Annotated in this window: 17 protein-coding genes; 15 read left to right on the top strand and 2 right to left on the bottom strand. The window is 69.9% G+C overall.

Translation table 11 applies throughout. The features are described from left to right. Positions 1-54 precede the first annotated feature (54 nt). A complete protein-coding gene (locus ACFQ9Z_RS23895) occupies positions 55-1,347 on the top strand; it encodes a geranylgeranyl reductase family protein (protein WP_383022209.1) in 1,293 nt (430 codons plus the stop codon). A gap of 317 nt (positions 1,348-1,664) precedes the next feature. Here the strand turns inward: ACFQ9Z_RS23895 and ACFQ9Z_RS23890 are convergent, their stop codons facing one another. Continuing rightward, entirely contained in the window at positions 1,665-2,492 is an 828-nt protein-coding gene (locus ACFQ9Z_RS23890) for a C40 family peptidase (RefSeq protein ID WP_383022207.1), read from the bottom strand. Between the two features lie 777 nt (positions 2,493-3,269). On the opposite strand from ACFQ9Z_RS23890, the gene ACFQ9Z_RS23885 reads away from it, so the two are divergent. From ACFQ9Z_RS23885 to nuoN, 14 genes are all read left to right on the top strand, one after another. Continuing rightward, a complete protein-coding gene (locus tag ACFQ9Z_RS23885; protein WP_003992243.1) occupies positions 3,270-3,629 on the top strand; it encodes an NADH-quinone oxidoreductase subunit A in 360 nt (119 codons plus the stop codon). Positions 3,630-3,644: 15 nt separating this feature from the next. Then, complete coding sequence (locus ACFQ9Z_RS23880) at positions 3,645-4,199, top strand: NADH-quinone oxidoreductase subunit B family protein (protein WP_143628055.1); 555 nt, start codon at positions 3,645-3,647, stop codon at positions 4,197-4,199. After that, positions 4,196-4,960: an NADH-quinone oxidoreductase subunit C gene (locus tag ACFQ9Z_RS23875; protein WP_383022204.1), complete on the top strand. Its 765-nt coding sequence runs from the start codon at positions 4,196-4,198 to the stop codon at positions 4,958-4,960. Before ACFQ9Z_RS23880 ends, ACFQ9Z_RS23875 begins: the two co-directional genes overlap by 4 nt. Before the next feature lie 62 nt (positions 4,961-5,022). Then, positions 5,023-6,333, top strand: coding sequence for an NADH-quinone oxidoreductase subunit D (locus ACFQ9Z_RS23870; RefSeq protein ID WP_383022202.1), 1,311 nt, complete (start codon positions 5,023-5,025; stop codon positions 6,331-6,333). After that, positions 6,330-7,199, top strand: a complete 870-nt coding sequence (gene nuoE / locus ACFQ9Z_RS23865) for an NADH-quinone oxidoreductase subunit NuoE (RefSeq protein WP_383022200.1) — start codon at positions 6,330-6,332, stop codon at positions 7,197-7,199. The genes ACFQ9Z_RS23870 and nuoE overlap by 4 nt, the downstream gene beginning before the upstream one ends. Further along, positions 7,199-8,545: an NADH-quinone oxidoreductase subunit NuoF gene (gene nuoF / locus ACFQ9Z_RS23860; RefSeq protein WP_383022198.1), complete on the top strand. Its 1,347-nt coding sequence runs from the start codon at positions 7,199-7,201 to the stop codon at positions 8,543-8,545. Before nuoE ends, nuoF begins: the two co-directional genes overlap by 1 nt. Then, positions 8,542-11,046 (top strand): NADH-quinone oxidoreductase subunit G, encoded by a 2,505-nt coding sequence (locus tag ACFQ9Z_RS23855; RefSeq protein WP_383022196.1) that lies wholly within the window; start codon positions 8,542-8,544, stop codon positions 11,044-11,046. Before nuoF ends, ACFQ9Z_RS23855 begins: the two co-directional genes overlap by 4 nt. Then, entirely contained in the window at positions 11,043-12,407 is a 1,365-nt protein-coding gene (nuoH, locus tag ACFQ9Z_RS23850) for an NADH-quinone oxidoreductase subunit NuoH (protein ID WP_383022194.1), read from the top strand. The genes ACFQ9Z_RS23855 and nuoH overlap by 4 nt, the downstream gene beginning before the upstream one ends. Next, positions 12,400-13,050, top strand: a complete 651-nt coding sequence (gene nuoI / locus ACFQ9Z_RS23845; RefSeq protein WP_383022192.1) for an NADH-quinone oxidoreductase subunit NuoI — start codon at positions 12,400-12,402, stop codon at positions 13,048-13,050. Before nuoH ends, nuoI begins: the two co-directional genes overlap by 8 nt. After that, positions 13,047-13,892 carry an NADH-quinone oxidoreductase subunit J gene (locus ACFQ9Z_RS23840; protein ID WP_383022190.1) on the top strand — a complete coding sequence of 282 codons (846 nt, stop codon included), beginning with the start codon at positions 13,047-13,049 and terminating at the stop codon, positions 13,890-13,892. The genes nuoI and ACFQ9Z_RS23840 overlap by 4 nt, the downstream gene beginning before the upstream one ends. Continuing rightward, the gene (nuoK, locus tag ACFQ9Z_RS23835) at positions 13,889-14,188 is read left to right on the top strand and encodes an NADH-quinone oxidoreductase subunit NuoK (RefSeq protein ID WP_020941573.1); all 300 of its coding nucleotides are present in this window, start codon (positions 13,889-13,891) and stop codon (positions 14,186-14,188) included. Before ACFQ9Z_RS23840 ends, nuoK begins: the two co-directional genes overlap by 4 nt. A 15-nt stretch (positions 14,189-14,203) precedes the next feature. Further along, positions 14,204-16,150, top strand: a complete 1,947-nt coding sequence (nuoL, locus tag ACFQ9Z_RS23830) for an NADH-quinone oxidoreductase subunit L (protein ID WP_383022185.1) — start codon at positions 14,204-14,206, stop codon at positions 16,148-16,150. A gap of 5 nt (positions 16,151-16,155) precedes the next feature. Continuing rightward, positions 16,156-17,727, top strand: coding sequence for an NADH-quinone oxidoreductase subunit M (locus ACFQ9Z_RS23825; RefSeq protein WP_383022183.1), 1,572 nt, complete (start codon positions 16,156-16,158; stop codon positions 17,725-17,727). After that, complete coding sequence (gene nuoN, locus ACFQ9Z_RS23820) at positions 17,724-19,373, top strand: NADH-quinone oxidoreductase subunit NuoN (protein ID WP_383022181.1); 1,650 nt, start codon at positions 17,724-17,726, stop codon at positions 19,371-19,373. The genes ACFQ9Z_RS23825 and nuoN overlap by 4 nt, the downstream gene beginning before the upstream one ends. Before the next feature lie 54 nt (positions 19,374-19,427). Here nuoN and ACFQ9Z_RS23815 read toward each other — a convergent pair whose 3' ends face one another. After that, positions 19,428-20,018: a hypothetical protein gene (locus ACFQ9Z_RS23815; RefSeq protein ID WP_383022179.1), complete on the bottom strand. Its 591-nt coding sequence runs from the start codon at positions 20,016-20,018 to the stop codon at positions 19,428-19,430. Between the last annotated feature and the right edge of the window lie 212 nt (positions 20,019-20,230).

Raw genomic sequence — 20,230 nt, 5'->3', positions numbered from 1 at the left:
CCCATGTCCAGTGCCGGTCGGCACGCCAGAATCCGAACTTGGGGAGATCCCGCCGTGACCGTCGTGACTGAGCCCCTCTCCGAGAACACCGCCGATGTGATCGTCGTCGGCGCGGGGCCGGCCGGCTCCACCACCGCGTACCACCTCGCCAAGGCCGGACTCGACGTCCTCCTGCTGGAGAAGACCGAGTTCCCGCGCGAGAAGGTCTGCGGCGACGGCCTCACCCCGCGCGCGGTCAAGCAGCTGGTGGCGATGGGCATCGACATCTCAGAGGAGGCCGGCTGGCTGCGCAACAAGGGCCTGCGCATCATCGGCGGCGGCAGCCGTCTCCAGCTCGACTGGCCCGACCTCGCGTCGTTCCCCGACTACGGCCTCGTCCGCAAGCGTGACGACTTCGACGAGCAGCTCGCCCGCAACGCCCAGAAGGCCGGCGCCCGCCTCTACGAGCGCTGCAACGTCTCCGGCCCCGTCGTCGACGACCGCACCGGCCGCATCACCGGTGTGACCGCCAAGCTCGGCGAGGAGAAGCGCGAGGTCGCCTTCCACGCGCCGCTCGTCGTCGCCGCCGACGGCAACTCCACCCGGCTGTCCCTCGCGATGGGCCTGCACCGCCGCGAGGACCGCCCGATGGGCGTCGCCGTGCGCACCTACTTCACCTCCCCGCGCCACGACGACGACTACCTGGAGTCCTGGCTGGAGCTGTGGGACCGGCGCGGCTCCCAGGAGCGCCTGCTGCCCGGCTACGGCTGGATCTTCGGCATGGGCGACGGCACCTCCAACGTCGGCCTCGGCGTGCTGAACACCTCGGCCGCCTTCAAGGAGCTGGACTGGCGCGAGGTCCTCAAGGCCTGGTGCGCGTCCATGCCGGAGGACTGGGGCTACACCCCCGAGAACATGACCGGGCCGATCCGCGGCGCCGCCCTGCCCATGGCCTTCAACCGCCAGCCGCACTACACCAAGGGGCTGCTGCTGGTCGGCGACGCGGGCGGCCTGGTGAACCCCTTCAACGGCGAGGGCATCGCCTACGCGATGGAGTCCGGTCAGATCGCCGCCGACGTCATCGTGCAGGCCCACGCGCGCGCGACGCCCGCCCAGCGCGAGATCGCCCTGCAGCGCTACCCGCGCGTCCTGAAGGACACCTACGGCGGCTACTACAGCCTGGGCCGCGCCTTCGTGAAGCTCATCGGCAACCCGAAGGTCATGCAGATCGCCGCCCAGCGCGGTCTGACCCACCCCGTCCTGATGAAGTTCACCCTGAAGCTCCTGGCGAACCTCACCGACCCCACCGGCGGCGACGCGATGGACCGCATCATCAACGGCCTGAGCAGGGTCGCGCCGAAGGCGTGAGGGACCGCGCCCGGCACCCGGCCGGGCGCGGGAGCGCAGACACCGGCGGCCCGGCGGACGAGGACCTCGTCCGCCGGGCCGCCGTCGCGCGCCTTCCTCCCGCCGGCCCGCGGCGACACCGTCCGCCCGAGGCCCCAGGGTGACCGCCTGCCCCTGGCGGGCCGCCGGCGGCCCCTCCCCGCCTTCACCGCACCCGCCGAGCCGTGAGCGGGCCGGAAGGGAGCGGGCCGGAAGGGAGCGGGACGGACGGGAACAGGAAGGGCCGCGGCCCCCGAGCGGCCGCGGCCCTTCCTGTGCGGATCGTGGTGACGGTGTGCTCAGAGCACCCGCACCGCGCCGGTGGGCGGGTCGTACGACAGCGGCTTCTCCTGGACGCCGCTGGAGGGGTTCTGGGCGCCGACGAACATACCGCCGCCGACGTACACCGCCACGTGGTACGCGCTGCCCGCGCCGCCCCAGTAGAGGATGTCGCCGGGCTGAAGGTTGCTCAGCGACACCTGGGTGCCGGCGGTCGACTGGTCCTGGGAGACGCGCGGCAGGCTGATGCCGACCTGCTTGAAGGCCGTCTGCACCAGGCCGGAGCAGTCGTACGCGGAGGGGCCGGTGGCGCCGGAGACGTAGGCCTTGCCGACCTGGGCCTTCACGAAGGAGACGACGGCCGCCGCCGAACCGGTGGCGGTGGACGTGGAGGTGGACGTGCTGGTGCTCGCGGAGACACCGGTGCTCGCCGTGGTGGTGAGCGTCGGGCGCTCGGCGCTGCGGGCGGCGCGCTCGGCGGCGGCCTTGCGGGCGGCCTCCTGAGCCTTCTTCTTGGCCACGGCGGCCTTGTGCTTGGCGTCCGCGAGATCCGACTTGGCCTGCTTCGCGGCGTTCGCGGCGGCCGCGTCACGCTCGGCCTGGAGCTCGTAGTTGGCCGCCGCCTGCTGAGTGGCGTCGGCGGACTGGGCGACCTGAGCGGCCAGGTCGGCCGTCAGCGTGGGCAGTTCGAGGGTCTGCGTCACCGGCTCGGCAGCGTTCGCCGATCCGGCCGCCCCGGCGACTGCCAGGGTGCTGAGGACGCCACCGGCGACTCCGGCCCGCATCGCGAGGGTCGACGCGCTGCGGCGGGGCTTCCGGTGGCTGCGTATGTGAGCGGTGTGGGACATGGGAACAACCGGTACCAGGGGCTCCTTCATATCTTCAAGAAACGTGTGGTGCGCCACAATTGCTCAATCGGGGCCTCAAAAGGCGGGCGCGAGCTTCTTTATTGACGCCGTAACGGACATTACGGACGCTCGCGATCAGGCCCTTGATCACGGTCTTTGATCATTAAGTCCGAATTGCCCTTCGCTTACCACTCGTTCGGGTCGTTGGCCAAGCCCCGTTCTCGGACACCTCTCATCAGTGTGGCGGAGGTCACGGAACGGTCACCGGAGGAGCGACGTCCCGCGCGGGCGGTAGGCGGAGGAGGCGAGGGCGGGATGCGGACGGGAGTTCGTGAACCCGTGCACGCAGTGCCCCGCGTCCACACCCCGCCCCGGACCTCCCCCTGATGTGTGAACGGCGTCCTCTATCAGGGCATGGCGTCCAGAGCCAATTTGCATGCAGCGGAACTCTCTTGATATGGAGACGCCCCCCTTCACCTGCGACGACGAGCGAAAATGTCACTTCTGGTGATCAGCTGGACGCTTCGCGTACGAAGATCACCCATCATCCGACTTCATGATCCTTCGTCAGGTGGTGGAGATCACAAAGGTTGTGTAATACCCCGTGTCGCAGATCACAGAGCGGCAGGCATAAGATGCGAGGCAGTTGGGCTTGTGACCTGCTTCACATGTTCTCGATCTTCGCCCGGGACGAGCGTGGTTCGTGGGACCGGTGAGACGGATGTGAGCCCAGTGCAACCGCCAGCAGTCAGTGCCGACTGAGAGGAGCGAGGAGCGGTGAACGCGTATGCGCCCATCCTCGTACTGGGAGCCCTCGGGGCAGGCTTTGCGATCTTCTCCGTGGTCATGGCCACGCTGATCGGTCCGAAGCGGTACAACCGCGCCAAACTCGAGGCCTACGAGTGCGGTATCGAGCCGACCCCCACGCCGGCCGGCGGCGGGCGCTTCCCCATCAAGTACTACCTGACGGCGATGCTCTTCATCGTCTTCGACATCGAGATCGTCTTCCTCTACCCCTGGGCCGTCACCTTCGACGCCCTGGGGATCTTCGGGCTCGTGGAGATGCTGCTCTTCGTGCTCACCGTCTTCGTCGCGTACGCGTACGTATGGCGGCGCGGCGGCCTGGAATGGGACTGAGGGGCCTTTAACGACATGGGACTCGAAGAAAAGCTGCCGAGCGGCTTCCTGCTGACCACCGTCGAGCAGGCCGCGGGGTGGGTGCGCAAGGCGTCCGTCTTCCCGGCCACCTTCGGCCTCGCCTGCTGCGCCATCGAGATGATGACCACCGGCGCCGGCCGCTACGACCTCGCGCGCTTCGGCATGGAGGTCTTCCGCGGGTCGCCGCGCCAGGCGGACCTGATGATCGTCGCCGGCCGGGTCAGCCAGAAGATGGCGCCGGTCCTGAGGCAGGTCTACGACCAGATGCCCAACCCCAAGTGGGTGATCTCCATGGGTGTCTGCGCCTCCTCGGGCGGCATGTTCAACAACTACGCGATCGTCCAGGGCGTCGACCACATCGTCCCGGTCGACATCTACCTCCCCGGCTGCCCGCCCCGGCCCGAGATGCTGATGGACGCGATCCTCAAGCTCCACCAGAAGATCCAGTCCGCCAAGCTCGGCGTGAACGCCGAGGAAGCGGCCCGCGAGGCGGAGGAGGCGGCGCTCAAGGCCCTGCCCACGATCGAGATGAAGGGGCTGCTGCGGTGAGCGACGCGAACGGCGCCAACGGCGTCAACGGGTCAGCGGACGGGGTGAACCCGGAGAAGGACCTCGCCGGCTCCAACCTCCCCGGCCAGCGCGGCCAGGGCGGCGAGGAGATCCGCGTCCAGCGCGGCATGTTCGGCGCCGGCAACGGCGGCGACACCTCCGGCTACGGCGGCCTGGTCCGCTCGGTCCGCCTCCCGGGACCGGCGAACCGGCCCTACGGCGGCTGGTTCGACGAGGTGGCCGACGAGCTCGAGGGCGCCCTGGAGGAGCAGGGACTCCTCCCGGAGAACGCCATCGAGAAGACGGTCGTCGACCGCGGCGAACTGACCTTCCACATCGAACGCGAGCACCTGGTCCGCGTCGCCCGCACCCTCCGCGACGACCCCGCGCTCCGCTTCGAGCTGTGCACCGGGGTCAGCGGGGTCCACTACCCGCAGGACAAGGGCCGCGAGCTGCACGCCGTCTACCACCTGCGCTCGATCACCCACAACCGGCTGATCCGCCTCGAGGTGAGCGCCCCCGGCAGCGAGCCGCGCATCCCGTCCCTGGTCTCCGTGTACCCGACCAACGACTGGCACGAGCGCGAGACCTACGACTTCTTCGGGATCGTCTTCGACGGTCACCCGGCCCTGACCCGGATCATGATGCCGGACGACTGGCAGGGCCACCCGCAGCGCAAGGACTACCCCCTCGGCGGCATCGCCGTCGAGTACAAGGGCGCCCAGATCCCGGCTCCGGACCAGCGGAGGTCGTACTCGTGAGCACTCCCAACCCGTCGCCCGGCCACCGCCCCTCATCGAGTCCCTCCGGGACCACCTCCTCGATGGCATCGGCCCGCGAGACCACCGAGGGCGCCGTCTACACGGTCACCGGTGGCGACTGGGACGAGATCGTCCAGTCCGCGGCCCGCGCCGACGACGAGCGCATCGTCGTCAACATGGGTCCCCAGCACCCGTCCACCCATGGAGTGCTCCGGCTCATCCTCGAGATCGATGGCGAGACGGTCACCGAGGCCCGCTGCGGCATCGGCTACCTCCACACCGGCATCGAGAAGAACCTCGAGTACCGGACCTGGACGCAGGGCACCACGTTCGTGACGCGCATGGACTACCTGACGTCCTTCTTCAACGAGACGGCCTACTGCCTCGCCGTCGAGAAGCTCCTCGGCATCGAGGACCAGGTACCCGAGCGCGCCGAGATCATCCGGGTGCTCCTGATGGAGCTGAACCGGCTCTCCTCCCACCTGGTGTGCATCGCCACCGGCGGCATGGAGCTGGGCGCCACCACGATCATGATCTACGGATTCCGTGATCGTGAAATGATTCTCGACATCTACGAGCTCATCACGGGCCTGCGGATGAACCACGCGTACATCCGCCCCGGCGGACTCGCCCAGGACCTGCCGCCCGGCGCGGTGGACCAGATCCGCGAGTTCGTGAAGAAGATGAAGAAGAACCTCCCCGAGTACGACGCGCTCGCCACCGGGAACCCCATCTTCAAGGCCCGCATGCAGGACGTCGGCTACCTCGACCTCGCCGGCTGCATGGCCCTCGGTGCGACCGGCCCGATCCTGCGCTCCACCGGCCTGCCGCACGACCTGCGCAAGACACAGCCCTACTGCGGCTACGAGACGTACGACTTCGACGTCCCGACCGCCGACTCCTGCGACGCCTACGGCCGCTTCCTGATCCGCCTCGAGGAGATGCGCCAGTCGCTGGGGATCGTCGAGCAGTGCCTGGACCGGCTCCAGCCCGGCCCCGTCATGGTCGCCGACAAGAAGATCGCCTGGCCCGCCCAGCTCGCCCTGGGACCGGACGGGCTCGGCAACTCCCTCGACCACATCAAGAAGATCATGGGCACCTCCATGGAGGCCCTGATCCACCACTTCAAGCTGGTCACCGAGGGCTTCCGCGTCCCGCCGGGCCAGGCCTACGCGGCCGTCGAGTCCCCCAAGGGCGAACTCGGCGTGCACGCCGTCTCCGACGGCGGCACCCGCCCCTACCGGGTCCACTTCCGCGACCCGTCCTTCACCAACCTGCAGGCCATGGCGGCGATGTGCGAGGGCGGCCAGGTCGCCGACGTCATCGTCGCCGTCGCGTCCATCGACCCCGTGATGGGAGGCGTCGACCGGTGACCACCAGTTCTTCGGAGCGTGGCGTCAGCCTGGGCATGCCCCAACCGCCCGCGCCCGCGTACCCGGATGACGTCCGGACCCGGCTCGAGGCGGACGCGCGCGAGGTGATCGCGCGCTACCCCGACTCCCGTTCGGCCCTGCTGCCGCTGCTCCACCTCGTGCAGTCGGAGGAGGGTCACGTCACCCGCACCGGCATGCGGTTCTGCGCGGACATGCTGGACCTGACCACGGCGGAGGTCACCGCCGTCGCCACCTTCTACACCATGTACCGGCGCAGGCCGTCCGGCGACTACCAGGTGGGCGTCTGCACCAACACGCTGTGCGCGGTGATGGGCGGCGACGCGATCTTCGAGACCCTCCAGGAGCACCTGGGCGTCGGCAACGGCGAGACCACCGACGACGGCAAGGTCACCCTGGAGCACATCGAGTGCAACGCGGCCTGCGACTTCGCACCGGTCGTGATGGTCAACTGGGAGTTCTTCGACAACCAGACCCCCGGCAGCGCCAAGCGCCTGGTGGACGACCTGCGCGAGGGGCGGCCCGTACAGCCCACGCGCGGGGCGCGCCTGTGCACCTTCAAGGAGACCGCGCGGATCCTGGCCGGCTTCCCCGACGAGCGGCCCGGCGCCGTCGAGGAGGGCGGCAGTGCGGGACCGGCGTCGCTGGTGGGCCTTCGCCTGGCGAAGGGAGAAGCCGCACCCGCGCGCGTGGTCCATCCGCGGGACGGCGGTCCGCACGACGAACCGCAGGACCGGGCGCACCGGCCGTCGACGGCCGAGCACCTCAGTTCCCATGACGCGCCGCAGCAGACATCGGCCTCCGACCCGGCCCACCCTGCAGGGCCCGCCGCCGAGGAGGGGGAGTGATGACCGTGGCACCCGACCTCAAGGACATGAGCCCCGAGAAGCTGCTCGCACCCGTGCTGTCGGCCTTCTGGGACGAGGACCGGTCCTGGTCCATGGACGTCTACCGGAGGCACGAGGGGTACGAGGGGCTCCGCAAGGCGCTCGCCATGTCGCCGGACGACCTGATCGCGTACGTCAAGGACTCCGGTCTGCGCGGGCGCGGCGGCGCGGGATTCCCGACGGGAATGAAGTGGCAGTTCATTCCCCAGGGTGATGGAAAACCGCATTATCTTGTTGTCAACGCCGACGAGTCGGAGCCCGGGACGTGCAAGGACATCCCGCTCCTCTTCGCGAACCCGCACAGCCTCATCGAGGGCATCGTGATCGCGTGCTACGCCATCCGGTCGTCGCACGCCTTCATCTACCTGCGTGGTGAAGTCGTCCCCGTTCTGCGGCGGTTGCACGAGGCCGTGCGCGAGGCCTACGCGGCGGGTTACCTCGGCGAGAACATCCTCGGCAGCGGACTCGACCTCGAACTCACCGTGCACGCCGGCGCCGGCGCGTACATCTGCGGTGAGGAGACCGCGCTGCTCGACTCGCTCGAAGGCCGCCGTGGTCAACCGCGGCTCCGTCCCCCTTTCCCGGCCATCGAAGGGCTCTACGCCTGCCCGACTGTTGTGAACAACGTCGAGTCGATCGCGTCGGTTCCCGCCATCCTGAAGAACGGGAAAGACTGGTTCAGGTCGATGGGCAGCGAGAAGTCCCCGGGCTTCACGCTCTACTCGCTCAGCGGCCACGTCGCGAGCCCCGGCCAGTACGAGGCGCCGCTCGGCGTCACACTCCGCCAGCTCCTCGACATGAGCGGCGGGATGCGGCCCGGCCACCGCCTCAAGTTCTGGACCCCGGGCGGCTCCTCCACCCCGATGTTCACCGACGAGCACCTCGACGTCCCCCTCGACTACGAAGGGGTCGGCGCCGCGGGTTCCATGCTCGGCACCAAGGCCCTGCAGTGCTTCGACGAGACGACCTGCGTGGTGCGGGCGGTGACCCGCTGGACCGAGTTCTACGCCCACGAGTCCTGCGGCAAGTGCACCCCCTGCCGCGAAGGCACCTACTGGCTGGTGCAGTTGCTGCGGGACATCGAGGCGGGCAAGGGTGCCATGCCCGACCTCGACAAGCTCGCCGACATCGCCGACAACATCAACGGCAAGTCCTTCTGCGCCCTCGGTGACGGCGCCGCATCCCCGATCTTCTCCTCGCTGAAGTACTTCCGCGAGGAGTACGAGCAGCACATCACGGGCCGGGGCTGCCCCTTCGACCCGGCCAAGTCGACGGCCTGGGCGGACCGCCCGGAGGTGAACGCATGACCGTGACCACCAGTGCTCCCTCCGGAGGGGGAGAGGCGGCGGTCCCGCCGGAGGACCTCGTCACGCTGACGATCGACGGCATCGAGACCAGCGTGCCCAAGGGCACCCTGGTCATCCGGGCCGCCGAGCAGCTCGGCATCGAGATCCCGCGGTTCTGCGACCACCCCCTGCTGGACCCGGCCGGCGCCTGCCGACAGTGCATCGTCGAGGTCGAGGGCCAGCGCAAGCCCATGGCGTCCTGCACCATCACGTGCACCGACGGCATGGTCGTGAAGACCCAGCTCACCTCGCAGGTGGCGGAGAAGGCCCAGCACGGCGTGATGGAGCTGCTGCTCATCAACCACCCGCTGGACTGCCCGGTCTGCGACAAGGGCGGCGAGTGCCCGCTGCAGAACCAGGCCATGTCGCACGGCAACGCGGAGTCCCGCTTCGAGGGCCGCAAGCGGACCTACGAGAAGCCCGTGCCGATCTCGGCACAGGTGCTCCTCGACCGCGAGCGGTGCGTGCTGTGCGCCCGCTGCACCCGCTTCTCCAACCAGGTCGCGGGCGACCCGATGATCGAACTGATCGAGCGGGGCGCACTGCAGCAGGTCGGCACCGGTGAGGGCGACCCGTTCGAGTCGTACTTCTCCGGCAACACCATCCAGATCTGCCCGGTGGGCGCCCTCACCTCGGCGGCCTACCGCTTCCGCTCCCGGCCCTTCGACCTCGTCTCCTCGCCGTCGGTGTGCGAACACTGCTCGGGCGGCTGCGCGACGCGCACCGACCACCGGCGCGGCAAGGTCATGCGGCGGCTCGCCGCCGACGACCCCGAGGTCAACGAGGAGTGGATCTGCGACAAGGGACGCTTCGCGTTCCGGTACGCGCAGGCCAGGGACCGCCTCGACCTCCCGCTGGTGCGCAACGCCGACGGCGTCCTGGAACCGGCCTCCTGGCCGGAGGCCCTTGAGGCGGCCGCGCGCGGCCTGACCGCCGCCCGCTCCCGGGCCGGCGTCCTCACCGGCGGCCGGCTGACCGTCGAGGACGCCTACGCCTACAGCAAGTTCGCGCGGGTCGCGCTCGGCACGAACGACATCGACTTCCGCGCGCGCGTGCACAGCGGCGAGGAGGCCGACTTCCTCGCGGCCCGGGTGGCGGGCCGCGGCCGTGACCTCGACGGCACGGGCGTCACGTACACCGCGCTGGAGAAGGCGCCCGCCGTCCTGCTCGCCGGGTTCGAGTCGGAGGAGGAGGCGCCCGGCGTCTTCCTGCGGCTGCGCAAGGCCTGGCGCAAGCACAAGCAGCGGGTGTTCGCCCTGGCCACCCACACCACGCGCGGCCTGGAGAAGGCGGGCGGCACCCTGCTGCCGGCCGCGCCCGGCACCGAGACCGAGTGGCTCGACGCCCTCGCGAGCGGCGTCGGCCTCGACGAACTCGGCGCGCAGGCCGCCGAGGCCCTGCGCGCCGAGGGCGCGGTGATCGTCGTGGGGGAGAGGCTCGCCTCGGTCGCCGGCGGCCTCACCGCCGCCGTCCGCGCGGCCGCCGCCACCGGCGCCGAACTGGCGTGGATCCCGCGGCGGGCGGGCGAGCGCGGCGCCGTCGAGGCGGGCGCGCTGCCGTCCCTGCTGCCGGGCGGCCGCCCGGCGACCGACCCGCGCGCGCGTGACGAGGTCGCCGCGGTCTGGGGACTGGCCGAACTGCCCGTCCGTCACGGCCGCGACACCCAACAGATGATCGAGGCGGCCGCCACCGGCGAACTGTCCGCGCTCGTCGTCGCCGGCGTGGAGGTCGACGACCTGCCCGACCCGGCACGCGCGCGTGAGGCGCTCGGCGGCGTCGGCTTCCTGGTGTCGCTGGAACTGCGGCCCAGCGAGGTCACCGAGCACGCCGACGTGGTCCTGCCGGTCGCCGCGGTCGCCGAGAAGGCGGGCACCTTCCTGAACTGGGAGGGCCGGGTGCGCTTCTTCGAGGCCGCGCTCAAGCCCGACCAGATGACCCGCCGCCTCGCCCCCACCGACGGGCGGGTGCTGCAGATGCTGGCCGACGCCATGGACGTCCACCTGGGCCTGCCGGACCTGCGCACCACGCGCGCGGAGATCGACCGGCTCGGCGCCTGGGACGGCCCGCGGGCCACCGACCCCCTGGAGACCGGGGGCGTGCTGCCCCGCCCGGCCGTCGGCGAGGCGGTGCTCGCCGGGCACCGGCTGCTGCTCGACCAGGGCGTCCTGCAGGAGGGCGACGAGGCCCTCGCCGGGACCCGGCACGCGGCACGCGCGCGCGTGTCGGCGGCGACGGCCGCCGAGGCAGGCGTCGCGGACGGCGGTGTCCTGGCCGTCACCGGCCCTCGCGGCGCCGTCGAATTCCCGCTCCAGGTCACCGAGATGCCCGACCGGGTGGTGTGGCTGCCGCTGAACTCCGCCGGCGCGGGCGTCGCCTCCGGCACCGGTGCGCAGCCCGGCGACCTCGTCCGTATCGGCCCGGCGGCGCCCGCCGAACAGGCCCCCAAGGAGGTGGAGGCATGAGCCCGTACCTCGCGGCTGCAGACCTCTCGATGTTCGGCCGCGACCCCTGGTGGCTGGTCGTCGTCAAGGCCGTCTTCTGCTTCGCGTTCCTGATGGTGACCGTGCTGTTCTCCATCGTCTGGGAGCGCAAGGTCGTCGCCTGGATGCAGTTGCGCATCGGCCCCAACCGGCACGGCCCCTGGGGCATGCTCCAGTCGCTCGCCGACGGCATCAAGCTGATGCTCAAGGAAGACGTCATCGTCAAGCGCGCGGACAAGGTGGTCTACGTCCTCGCACCGATCGTCGCGGCCATCCCGGCCTTCATGGCGATCGCGGTGATCCCCTTCGGCCCGGCCGACAACGAGATCTCGATCTTCGGCACGCGCACCACGATGCAGCTCACCGACCTGCCGATCGCGATGCTCTACATCCTCGCGGTCGCCTCGGTCGGCATCTACGGCATCGTGCTGGCGGGCTGGAGCTCCGGATCCACCTACCCGCTCCTCGGCGGCCTGCGCTCCTGCGCGCAGATGATCTCCTACGAGATCGCGATGGGCGCCGCGTTCGCCTCCGTGTTCCTCTACTCGGGGTCGATGTCGACGTCGGCCATCGTCGAGCAGCAGCACGACCGCTGGTACATCCTGCTGCTGCCGGTCTCCTTCATTCTCTACATCGTCACCATGGTCGGCGAGACCAACCGCGCCCCCTTCGACATGCCGGAGTCCGAGGGCGACCTGGTGGGCGGCTTCAACACCGAGTACTCGTCCATCAAGTTCGCGATGTTCATGCTGGCCGAGTACGTGAACATGGTGACGGTGTCGGCCGTCGCGACCACCCTCTTCCTCGGCGGCTGGCGCGCCCCCTGGCCGATCAGCGGCTTCTGGGAGGGCGCGAACCACGGCTGGTGGCCGCTGCTCTGGTTCGTCATCAAGGTCCAGCTGCTGCTGTTCTTCTTCATCTGGCTGCGCGGCACGCTCCCCCGGGTCCGGTACGACCAGCTGATGAAGCTCGGCTGGAAGGTCCTCATCCCGGTCTCGGTGACCTGGCTGATGCTCGTGGCGACCGTGCGGGCGCTGCGCAACGAGAACTACGACTTCGCCGACATCGCCCTCTACGTCGGCGGCGGTGTCATCGCCCTGCTGCTGCTCTCCTTCGTCGCCGACATGTTCCGCGAGAAGGCGAGGACGGACGAGGGCCCCGCCGGCCCGCAGCCCGGGTTCGACCCGATGGCGGGCGGGTTCCCCGTGCCGCCGCTGCCCGGGCAGGAGCTGCCCCCCGTGCCCAGGCGCCGCCCGCGCCACGAGCGGGAGCTGATTGTCAGTGGCGGGCCGGACACTGTCAGTGACGGATCTTCGGATGGAAAGGAGGCGTCCGATGGCTGAGGAGCCAACGGAGTCCGGGCGGACCAAGCCCGGCTTCCAGAATCCCGTGGCCGGCTTCGGCGTGACCTTCAAGGCCATGTTCAAGAAGCGGCTCACCGAGCAGTACCCGGAGCAGCAGAAGACCACGGCTCCGCGGTTCCACGGACGGCACCAGCTGAACCGCCATCCGGACGGCCTGGAGAAGTGCGTCGGCTGCGAGCTGTGCGCCTGGGCCTGCCCCGCCGACGCCATCTACGTGGAGGGCGCCGACAACACCGACGAGGAGCGCTACTCGCCGGGCGAGCGGTACGGCCGCGTCTACCAGATCAACTACGCCCGTTGCATCCTGTGCGGCCTGTGCATCGAGGCCTGCCCCACGCGCGCGCTGACGATGACCAACGAGTTCGAACTGGCCGACTCCAGCCGCGCCAACCTCATCTACACCAAGGAGCAGCTGCTCGCCGGTCTGGAGGAGGGCATGGTCGACACGCCGCACGCGATCTTCCCCGGGACGGACGAGCAGGACTACTACCGGGGCCTGGTGACGGAGGCCGCGCCGGGCACGGTGCGCCAGACCGCCGTCTCCAAGGGCGAGGTGGTGCAGGAGGGCGACAGCACCTTCGGCGAGACCGAACCGGCGTCGGAGAAGGTGATCGGCCGATGAGCGCACAGCAGCTCGCCGCCTACACCACCTCCACCGGTGAGGCCTTCCAGTTCTGGGTCCTCGGCACCTTCGCGGTGATCGGCGCCCTGTGCACCGTGCTGATGAAAAAGGCCGTGCACAGCGCCCTCTGCCTCGCCGGGACCATGATCATCCTGGCGGTGTTCTACCTCGCCAACGGTGCCTACTTCCTGGGCATCGTGCAGATCGTCGTCTACACCGGCGCGATCATGATGCTGTTCCTGTTCGTTGTGATGCTCGTCGGCGTCACGGCCGCGGACTCGCTGAAGGAGACCATCAAGGGCCAGCGCTGGCTGGCCCTCCTCTGCGGGGCCGGCTTCGGTGTGCTGCTGTTCGCCGGCATCGGCAACGCCTCGCTGAAGGAGTTCAACGGCACCGGCCAGGCGAACGCGCACGGCAACGTGGAGGGCCTCGCGTCCCTCATCTTCACCAAGTACGTCTTCGCCTTCGAGATCACCGGCGCCCTGCTGATCACGGCCGCCGTCGGCGCGATGGTGCTCACCCACCGCGAGCGCACCGAGCGGGCCAGGACCCAGCGCGAGCTGGCCGAGCAGCGCATCCGGGAAGGCAGGCACATCCCGCCGCTGCCCGCCCCGGGCGTCTACGCCCGCCACAACGCCGTGGACATCGCGGGCCTGCTGCCCGACGGCACCCCCTCCGAGCTGACCGTGAACAAGACGCTGCGCGAACGCGGTCAGATCCGGGACGTGTCGGCGGAGGCGCTCAACGACCTGCGGGCCCTGGAGCAGCGTGCCGCCGAGCGTCTGGAGCGGACCGCGATCGAGCCGGCGACGTTCAAGCGGCCCGAGGAGGCGTCGAAGTGAATCCGGTCAACTACCTCTACCTCGCGGCCCTGCTGTTCACCGTCGGCGCGACCGGAGTGCTGATCCGGCGCAACGCGATCGTCGTGTTCATGTGCGTCGAGCTGATGCTCAACGCCTGCAACCTCGCGTTCGTCGTCTTCTCCCGGATGCACGGCAACCTCGACGGCCAGATCATCGCCTTCTTCACGATGGTCGTCGCCGCCGCGGAGGTCGTGGTGGGCCTCGCGATCATCGTGTCGCTGTTCCGTACCCGCCACTCGGCCTCGGTCGACGACGCCAGCCTGATGAAGCTGTAAGGGGTCGGAAGAATCGTGGACAACCTGATCGCGCTGCTCATCGCGGCGCCCCTGCTCGGAGCGGCCGTCCTCCTGGCCGGCGGCCGGCGGCTGGACGCCGTGGGCCACTGGATCGGCACGCTCCTGTCGGCCACCTCGTTCGTCATCGGCGTGGTCCTCTTCGCCGGCCTGCTCGGCAAGGACGCCGGACAGCGCACCCTGACCCAGCACCTGTGGACGTGGATCTCGGTCGGCGACTTCCAGGCGGACGTCACCTTCCGCCTTGACCAGCTGTCGATGACGTTCGTGCTGCTGATCACGGGCGTCGGCTCCCTCATCCACCTCTACTCGGTCGGGTACATGGAGCACGACGAGCGGCGCCGCCGCTTCTTCGGCTACCTGAACCTGTTCCTGGCGGCGATGCTGCTGCTGGTCCTCGCCGACAACTACCTGCTGCTGTACGTCGGCTGGGAGGGCGTCGGCCTCGCCTCGTACCTGCTCATCGGGTTCTGGCAGCACAAGCCCAGCGCCGCGACGGCCGCGAAGAAGGCCTTCCTGGTCAACCGGGTCGGCGACATCGGCCTGTCGATCGCGATCATGCTGATGTTCACCACCTTCGGCAGCTTCGCCTTCGGACCGGTCCTCGGCCACACCGGTGACACCTCCGAGGGCCGGCTCACCGCGATCGGCCTGATGCTGCTGCTCGCCGCGTGCGGCAAGTCGGCCCAGGTCCCGCTGCAGTCCTGGCTCGGGGACGCGATGGAGGGCCCGACCCCGGTCTCGGCCCTGATCCACGCCGCGACGATGGTGACGGCGGGCGTGTACCTGATCGTCCGCTCCGGCGCCATCTTCAACGCGGCGCCCGACGCGCAGCTGGCCGTCACCGTGGTCGGCGCCGTCACGCTCCTCTTCGGTGCGATCGTCGGTTGCGCCAAGGACGACATCAAGAAGGCGCTGGCCGGTTCGACCATGTCGCAGATCGGCTACATGGTGCTGGCGGCGGGCCTCGGCCCGATCGGCTACGTCTTCGCGATCATGCACCTGGTCACCCACGGCTTCTTCAAGGCCGGCCTGTTCCTCGGGGCCGGTTCGGTGATGCACGGCATGAACGACGAGGTCGACATGCGCAAGTACGGCGGCCTGCGCAAGTACATGCCGGTCACCTTCGTCACCTTCGGCCTCGGCTACCTGGCTATCATCGGCTTCCCGTTCCTGTCCGGCTTCTACTCCAAGGACGCGATCATCGAGGCGGCCTTCGCCAAGGGCGGCACCCAGGGCTGGATCCTCGGTGGCGTGGCCCTGCTCGGCGCGGCCATCACCGCCTTCTACATGACGCGCGTGATGCTGATGACGTTCTTCGGGGAGGAGCGCTGGAAGCACCAGCCCACCCGTTCCCCCGAGGCGCCCAGCGCGGAGCCGGCCGCCGAGCACCACGGCGAACACGCGGAGCCGCACCCGCACGAGTCCCCGAAGATCATGACGATCCCCATGGTCGTGCTGGCCGTCGGCTCCGTCTTCGGCGGTTTCTTCTTCCACCTCGGCGACCGCTTCCTCAACTGGCTGGAGCCGGTCACCGGCCACAGCGAGGGCCACTCGCCGGTCAGCGCCGCGACGGTCACCGGCGCCACCCTGGTCTGCCTGGTCGTCGGCGTCGGCATCGCCTGGGCGCAGTACGGCCGCAAGCCCGTCCCGGCGGTCGCCCCGCGCGGCTCGCTGCTCACCCGGGCCGCCCGGCGCGACCTGCTGCAGGACGACTTCAACCATGTCGTCCTGGTGCGCGGCGGCGAACACCTCACGCGCTCCCTGGTGTACGTCGACCACACCCTGGTCGACGGTGTCGTCAACGGCACGGCGGCCGGCTTCGGCGGTCTGTCCGGACGGCTGCGCCGGGTCCAGAACGGCTTCGCCCGCTCCTACGCGGTCTCGATGTTCGGCGGCGCGGCACTCCTGGTCGCCGCGACCCTGCTGATGAGGGCGGTCTGATACCGATGTCCTTTCCCCTGCTGACAGCGACGGCGGTGGTCCCGGCCCTCGGGGCGGTCGCCACGGCCGCCGTACCGGCCGCGAAGCGCACCGCCGCCAAGTGGCTGGCGCTGGTCGTCTCGCTCGCCACACTCGCCCTGGCGATCACCGTCCTGGTCCGCTTCGACCCGGACGGCGGCCGCTACCAGCTCACCGAATCCCATGCCTGGATCGCGGACTTCGGTGTGCGGTACGAACTGGGCGTGGACGGCATCGCGGTGGCGCTGCTCGCCCTGACCGCGCTGCTCATCCCGTTCATCATCCTGGCCGGCTGGCACGACGCCGATCCGCTGGAGACCGGCAGCCGCCGCTGGCGGCCCACCCAGGGCTTCTTCGTGCTGATCCTGGCCGTCGAGGCGATGGTGATCATCTCCTTCGAGGCCACCGACGTCTTCCTCTTCTACATCTTCTTCGAAGCCATGCTCATCCCGATGTACTTCCTCATCGGCGGCTTCGGGGACCGGGCCCACGAGCACGGTGAGGCGGCGGCCTCCACCCAGCGGTCGTACGCGGCCGTGAAGTTCCTGCTCTACAACCTCGTCGGCGGCCTGATCATGCTGGCCGCGGTGATCGGCCTCTACGTGGTCGCCGGGAACTTCAGCCTCCAGGAGATCGCGCAGGCGCGGGCGAACGGCTCGCTGCACATGGCGACCGGCACCGAACGCTGGCTGTTCCTCGGCTTCTTCTTCGCCTTCGCGGTGAAGGCGCCGCTGTGGCCGCTGCACACCTGGCTGCCCAACGCCATGCAGGAGTCCACCGCCCCGGTCGCCGTGCTCATCACGGCGGTGGTCGACAAGGTGGGCACCTTCGCGATGCTCCGCTTCTGCCTCCAGCTCTTCCCGGAGGCCAGCAAGTGGGCGACGCCCGTCATCCTGGTACTGGCGCTCATCAGCATCGTCTACGGCGCGCTGCTCGCCGTCGGCCAGCGGGACATCAAGCGCCTGGTGGCCTACGCGTCGATCTCGCACTTCGGCTTCATCATCATGGGCATCTTCGCGATGACCAGCCAGGGCCAGTCCGGGGCCACCCTCTACATGGTCAACCACGGCATCTCCACGGCCGCGCTGATGCTGGTCGCCGGGTTCCTGATCTCCCGGCGCGGCTCCCGGCTCATCGCCGACTACGGGGGCGTGCAGAAGGTCGCCCCGGTGCTCGCCGGCACCTTCCTGATCGGCGGCCTCGCCACTCTGTCGCTGCCCGGGCTCGCCCCGTTCGTGAGCGAGTTCCTGGTGCTGGTCGGCACGTTCACGCGCTACCCGGTGATCGGCGTCATCGCCACCTTCGGCATCGTCCTCGCCGCGCTCTACACCCTCGTCCTGTACCAGCGGACGATGACCGGCCCGGTGAAACCCGAGGTGTCGGCCATGCCCGACCTGCGCCTGCGCGAACTGGTGGTCGTCACCCCGCTGATCGTGCTGCTGATCTTCCTCGGGGTCTACCCGAAGCCCGTCACGGACATCGTCAATCCGGCGGTCAAGCAGACCATGTCCGACGTACACAAGACCGACCCCAAGCCCGAGGTGGAGGCGGCCAAGTGAGCGCAACAGCCGTCCACAGCCTGTGGACAACCGCGGCCGACCCGATCTCGAAGATCGACGCGCCGAAGATCGAATACGGACAGCTGTCGCCGACCCTGATCGTGGTCGGTGCGGCACTGGTCGGGGTGCTCGTCGAGGCGTTCGTCCCGCGCAGGTCCCGCTACTACACGCAGGTGTTCGTCTCCGTCGTGGCGCTGTGCGCCGCCTTCGCCGCGGTCGTCGCCCTCGCGGCGAACGGATACGGCACCACGAAGGCGCACATCGCCGCGATGGGGGCGATCGCGGTCGACGGACCGGCCCTGTTCCTGCAGGGCACGATCCTGCTGGCCGGCCTGGTCGGCCTGTTCACCTTCGCCGAGCGGCGCCTGGACCCGGAGGCGCACGGCAACCGGGTCGACTCCTTCGCCGCGCAGGCCGCGTCCGTGCCCGGCAGCGACAGCGAGAAGGCGGCCGTCCGGGCCGGGTTCACCACCACCGAGGTCTTCCCGCTGCTGCTCTTCGCCATCGCGGGCATGCTGGTGTTCCCCGCGGCCAACGACCTGCTGACGCTGTTCGTGGCCCTGGAGGTCTTCTCGCTGCCGCTGTACCTGCTGTGCGCGCTCGCCCGCCGCAAGCGGCTGATGTCGCAGGAGGCCGCGGTCAAGTACTTCCTGCTCGGCGCGTTCGCCTCCGCGTTCACCCTGTTCGGCATCGCCATGCTCTACGGCTACGCCGGCTCGGTGTCGTACGGGCGCATCGCGCAGGTCGTCGACGGCACGGTCACCAACGTCGACCCGGCCCTCGCCGGCACCATGGGCAACGACGCGCTGCTGCTGATCGGCGGCGCCATGATCATGATGGGTCTGCTGTTCAAGGTGGGCGCCGTCCCGTTCCACATGTGGACGCCCGACGTCTACCAGGGCGCGCCCACCCCGGTGACCGGGTTCATGGCCGCGGCGACCAAGGTCGCGGCGTTCGGCGCGCTGCTGCGCCTGCTGTACGTCGTCCTGCCGGGCATGCGCTGGGACTGGCGGCCGGTCATGTGGGCGGTGGCCGTCATCACCATGCTGGGCGGCGCGATCGTCGCGATCACCCAGACCGACATCAAGCGGCTGCTGGCGTACTCGTCCATCGCGCACGCCGGATTCATCCTCGCCGGTGTCATCGCGACCTCGAAGGACGGCGTGTCGTCCGTCCTGTTCTACCTCGCCGGGTACTCGTTCGTGACGATCGGCGCCTTCGCGGTGGTGACCCTGGTGCGCGACGCCGGCGGCGAGGCCACCCACCTGTCCAAGTGGGCGGGGCTCGGCCGCCGCTCCCCGCTGGTGGCGGCCGTGTTCGCCGTGTTCCTGCTGGCATTCGCGGGCATCCCGCTGACCTCCGGTTTCGCGGGGAAGTTCGCCGTGTTCAAGGCGGCGGCGGACGGCGGCGCGGCCCCGCTGGTCGTGGTCGGTGTGATCTCCTCGGCGATCGCCGCGTTCTTCTACATCCGGGTGATCGTGCTGATGTTCTTCAGCGAGCCCAGGCCCGAGGGACCGACCGTGGCCGTGCCCTCGCCGCTGACCATGACGGCGATCGGGGTGGGCGTGGCGGTCACGCTGGTGCTCGGCGTGGCGCCGCAGTACTTCCTGGACCTGGCGAGCCAGGCGGGCGTCTTCGTGCGCTGAGGTGCTGTCCCGCGGCCCCGGTTCCTCCCGGTGAGGAACCGGGGCCGTCGCACGTCAGTGACCCGAATTGCCCTGCATGCCCTTCATGCTGGTCGTGCCCTTCGCATCCTTCATGCCCGACATGCCCGACGCGGCCGAGGCGGGGCACGTCACCCGCGGGTTCCACTGCGCGAAGAGGCCATTGGGGTTCTGCTTGTACAGCCACACGTGCAGGTCGTAGTGGGTGGGCATGCCCGGGTAGTGGCCGGGCATCGGGCCCTGGAAGTCATGCCCGAACAGCCGGGGCCGCTTCATGTTCTTGCCTTTGACCGGGACGACCCACTCCACACCGATGAGCCGGCGCTCGCCGTGCCCGGCGTCCTCGTAGAGCAGCCCGCCCGGCCGCGTCGGGTCCAGCGAGCCGAAGTGGGACTCGTTGAAGTAGTGGAAGCCCATGCCGCCCTCGGCGCGGGCCAGGCAGACGCGGGCCCGGTAGCCGTCCGCGGCCGCGAACGGCGTGTAGCTGTACTGCGCCGTGGCCGCGTAGGCCTCCCCGAGCTGCTGCTCGACGGCGGGGTTCAGGCCGGTGGCGTGGGCGGGCGCGGACGCAGGCACGGCGAGGGCCGCGACGAGGGCGAGGGCGGCTCCTGCGAAACGAGCGATCATGAGGCGGGGCTCCTAGGGGCGGGCGCGGGTGGAATCGCGCACCCCTCGGGGGAGCGCGACGTGTTCCGTCGGCGGGCGAGCCTCCTCCGGCCCGCTCCAGCAGCCTTTTCCCGTGCCGGGGCGGGCGCCCCCCCCAGAAGCACCCGATGGGTCGATGGGCGGCTGCCGATAAGCACCCGATCGGTTCAGCGACGACCCCCGGACCGCACCCG

The organism is Streptomyces sp. NPDC056580 (assembly GCF_042793175.1).
Lineage (GTDB): Bacteria > Actinomycetota > Actinomycetes > Streptomycetales > Streptomycetaceae > Streptomyces.
The sequence above is the reverse complement of the archived record's forward strand: the minus strand, read 5'-3'. Positions and strand labels throughout refer to the sequence as shown.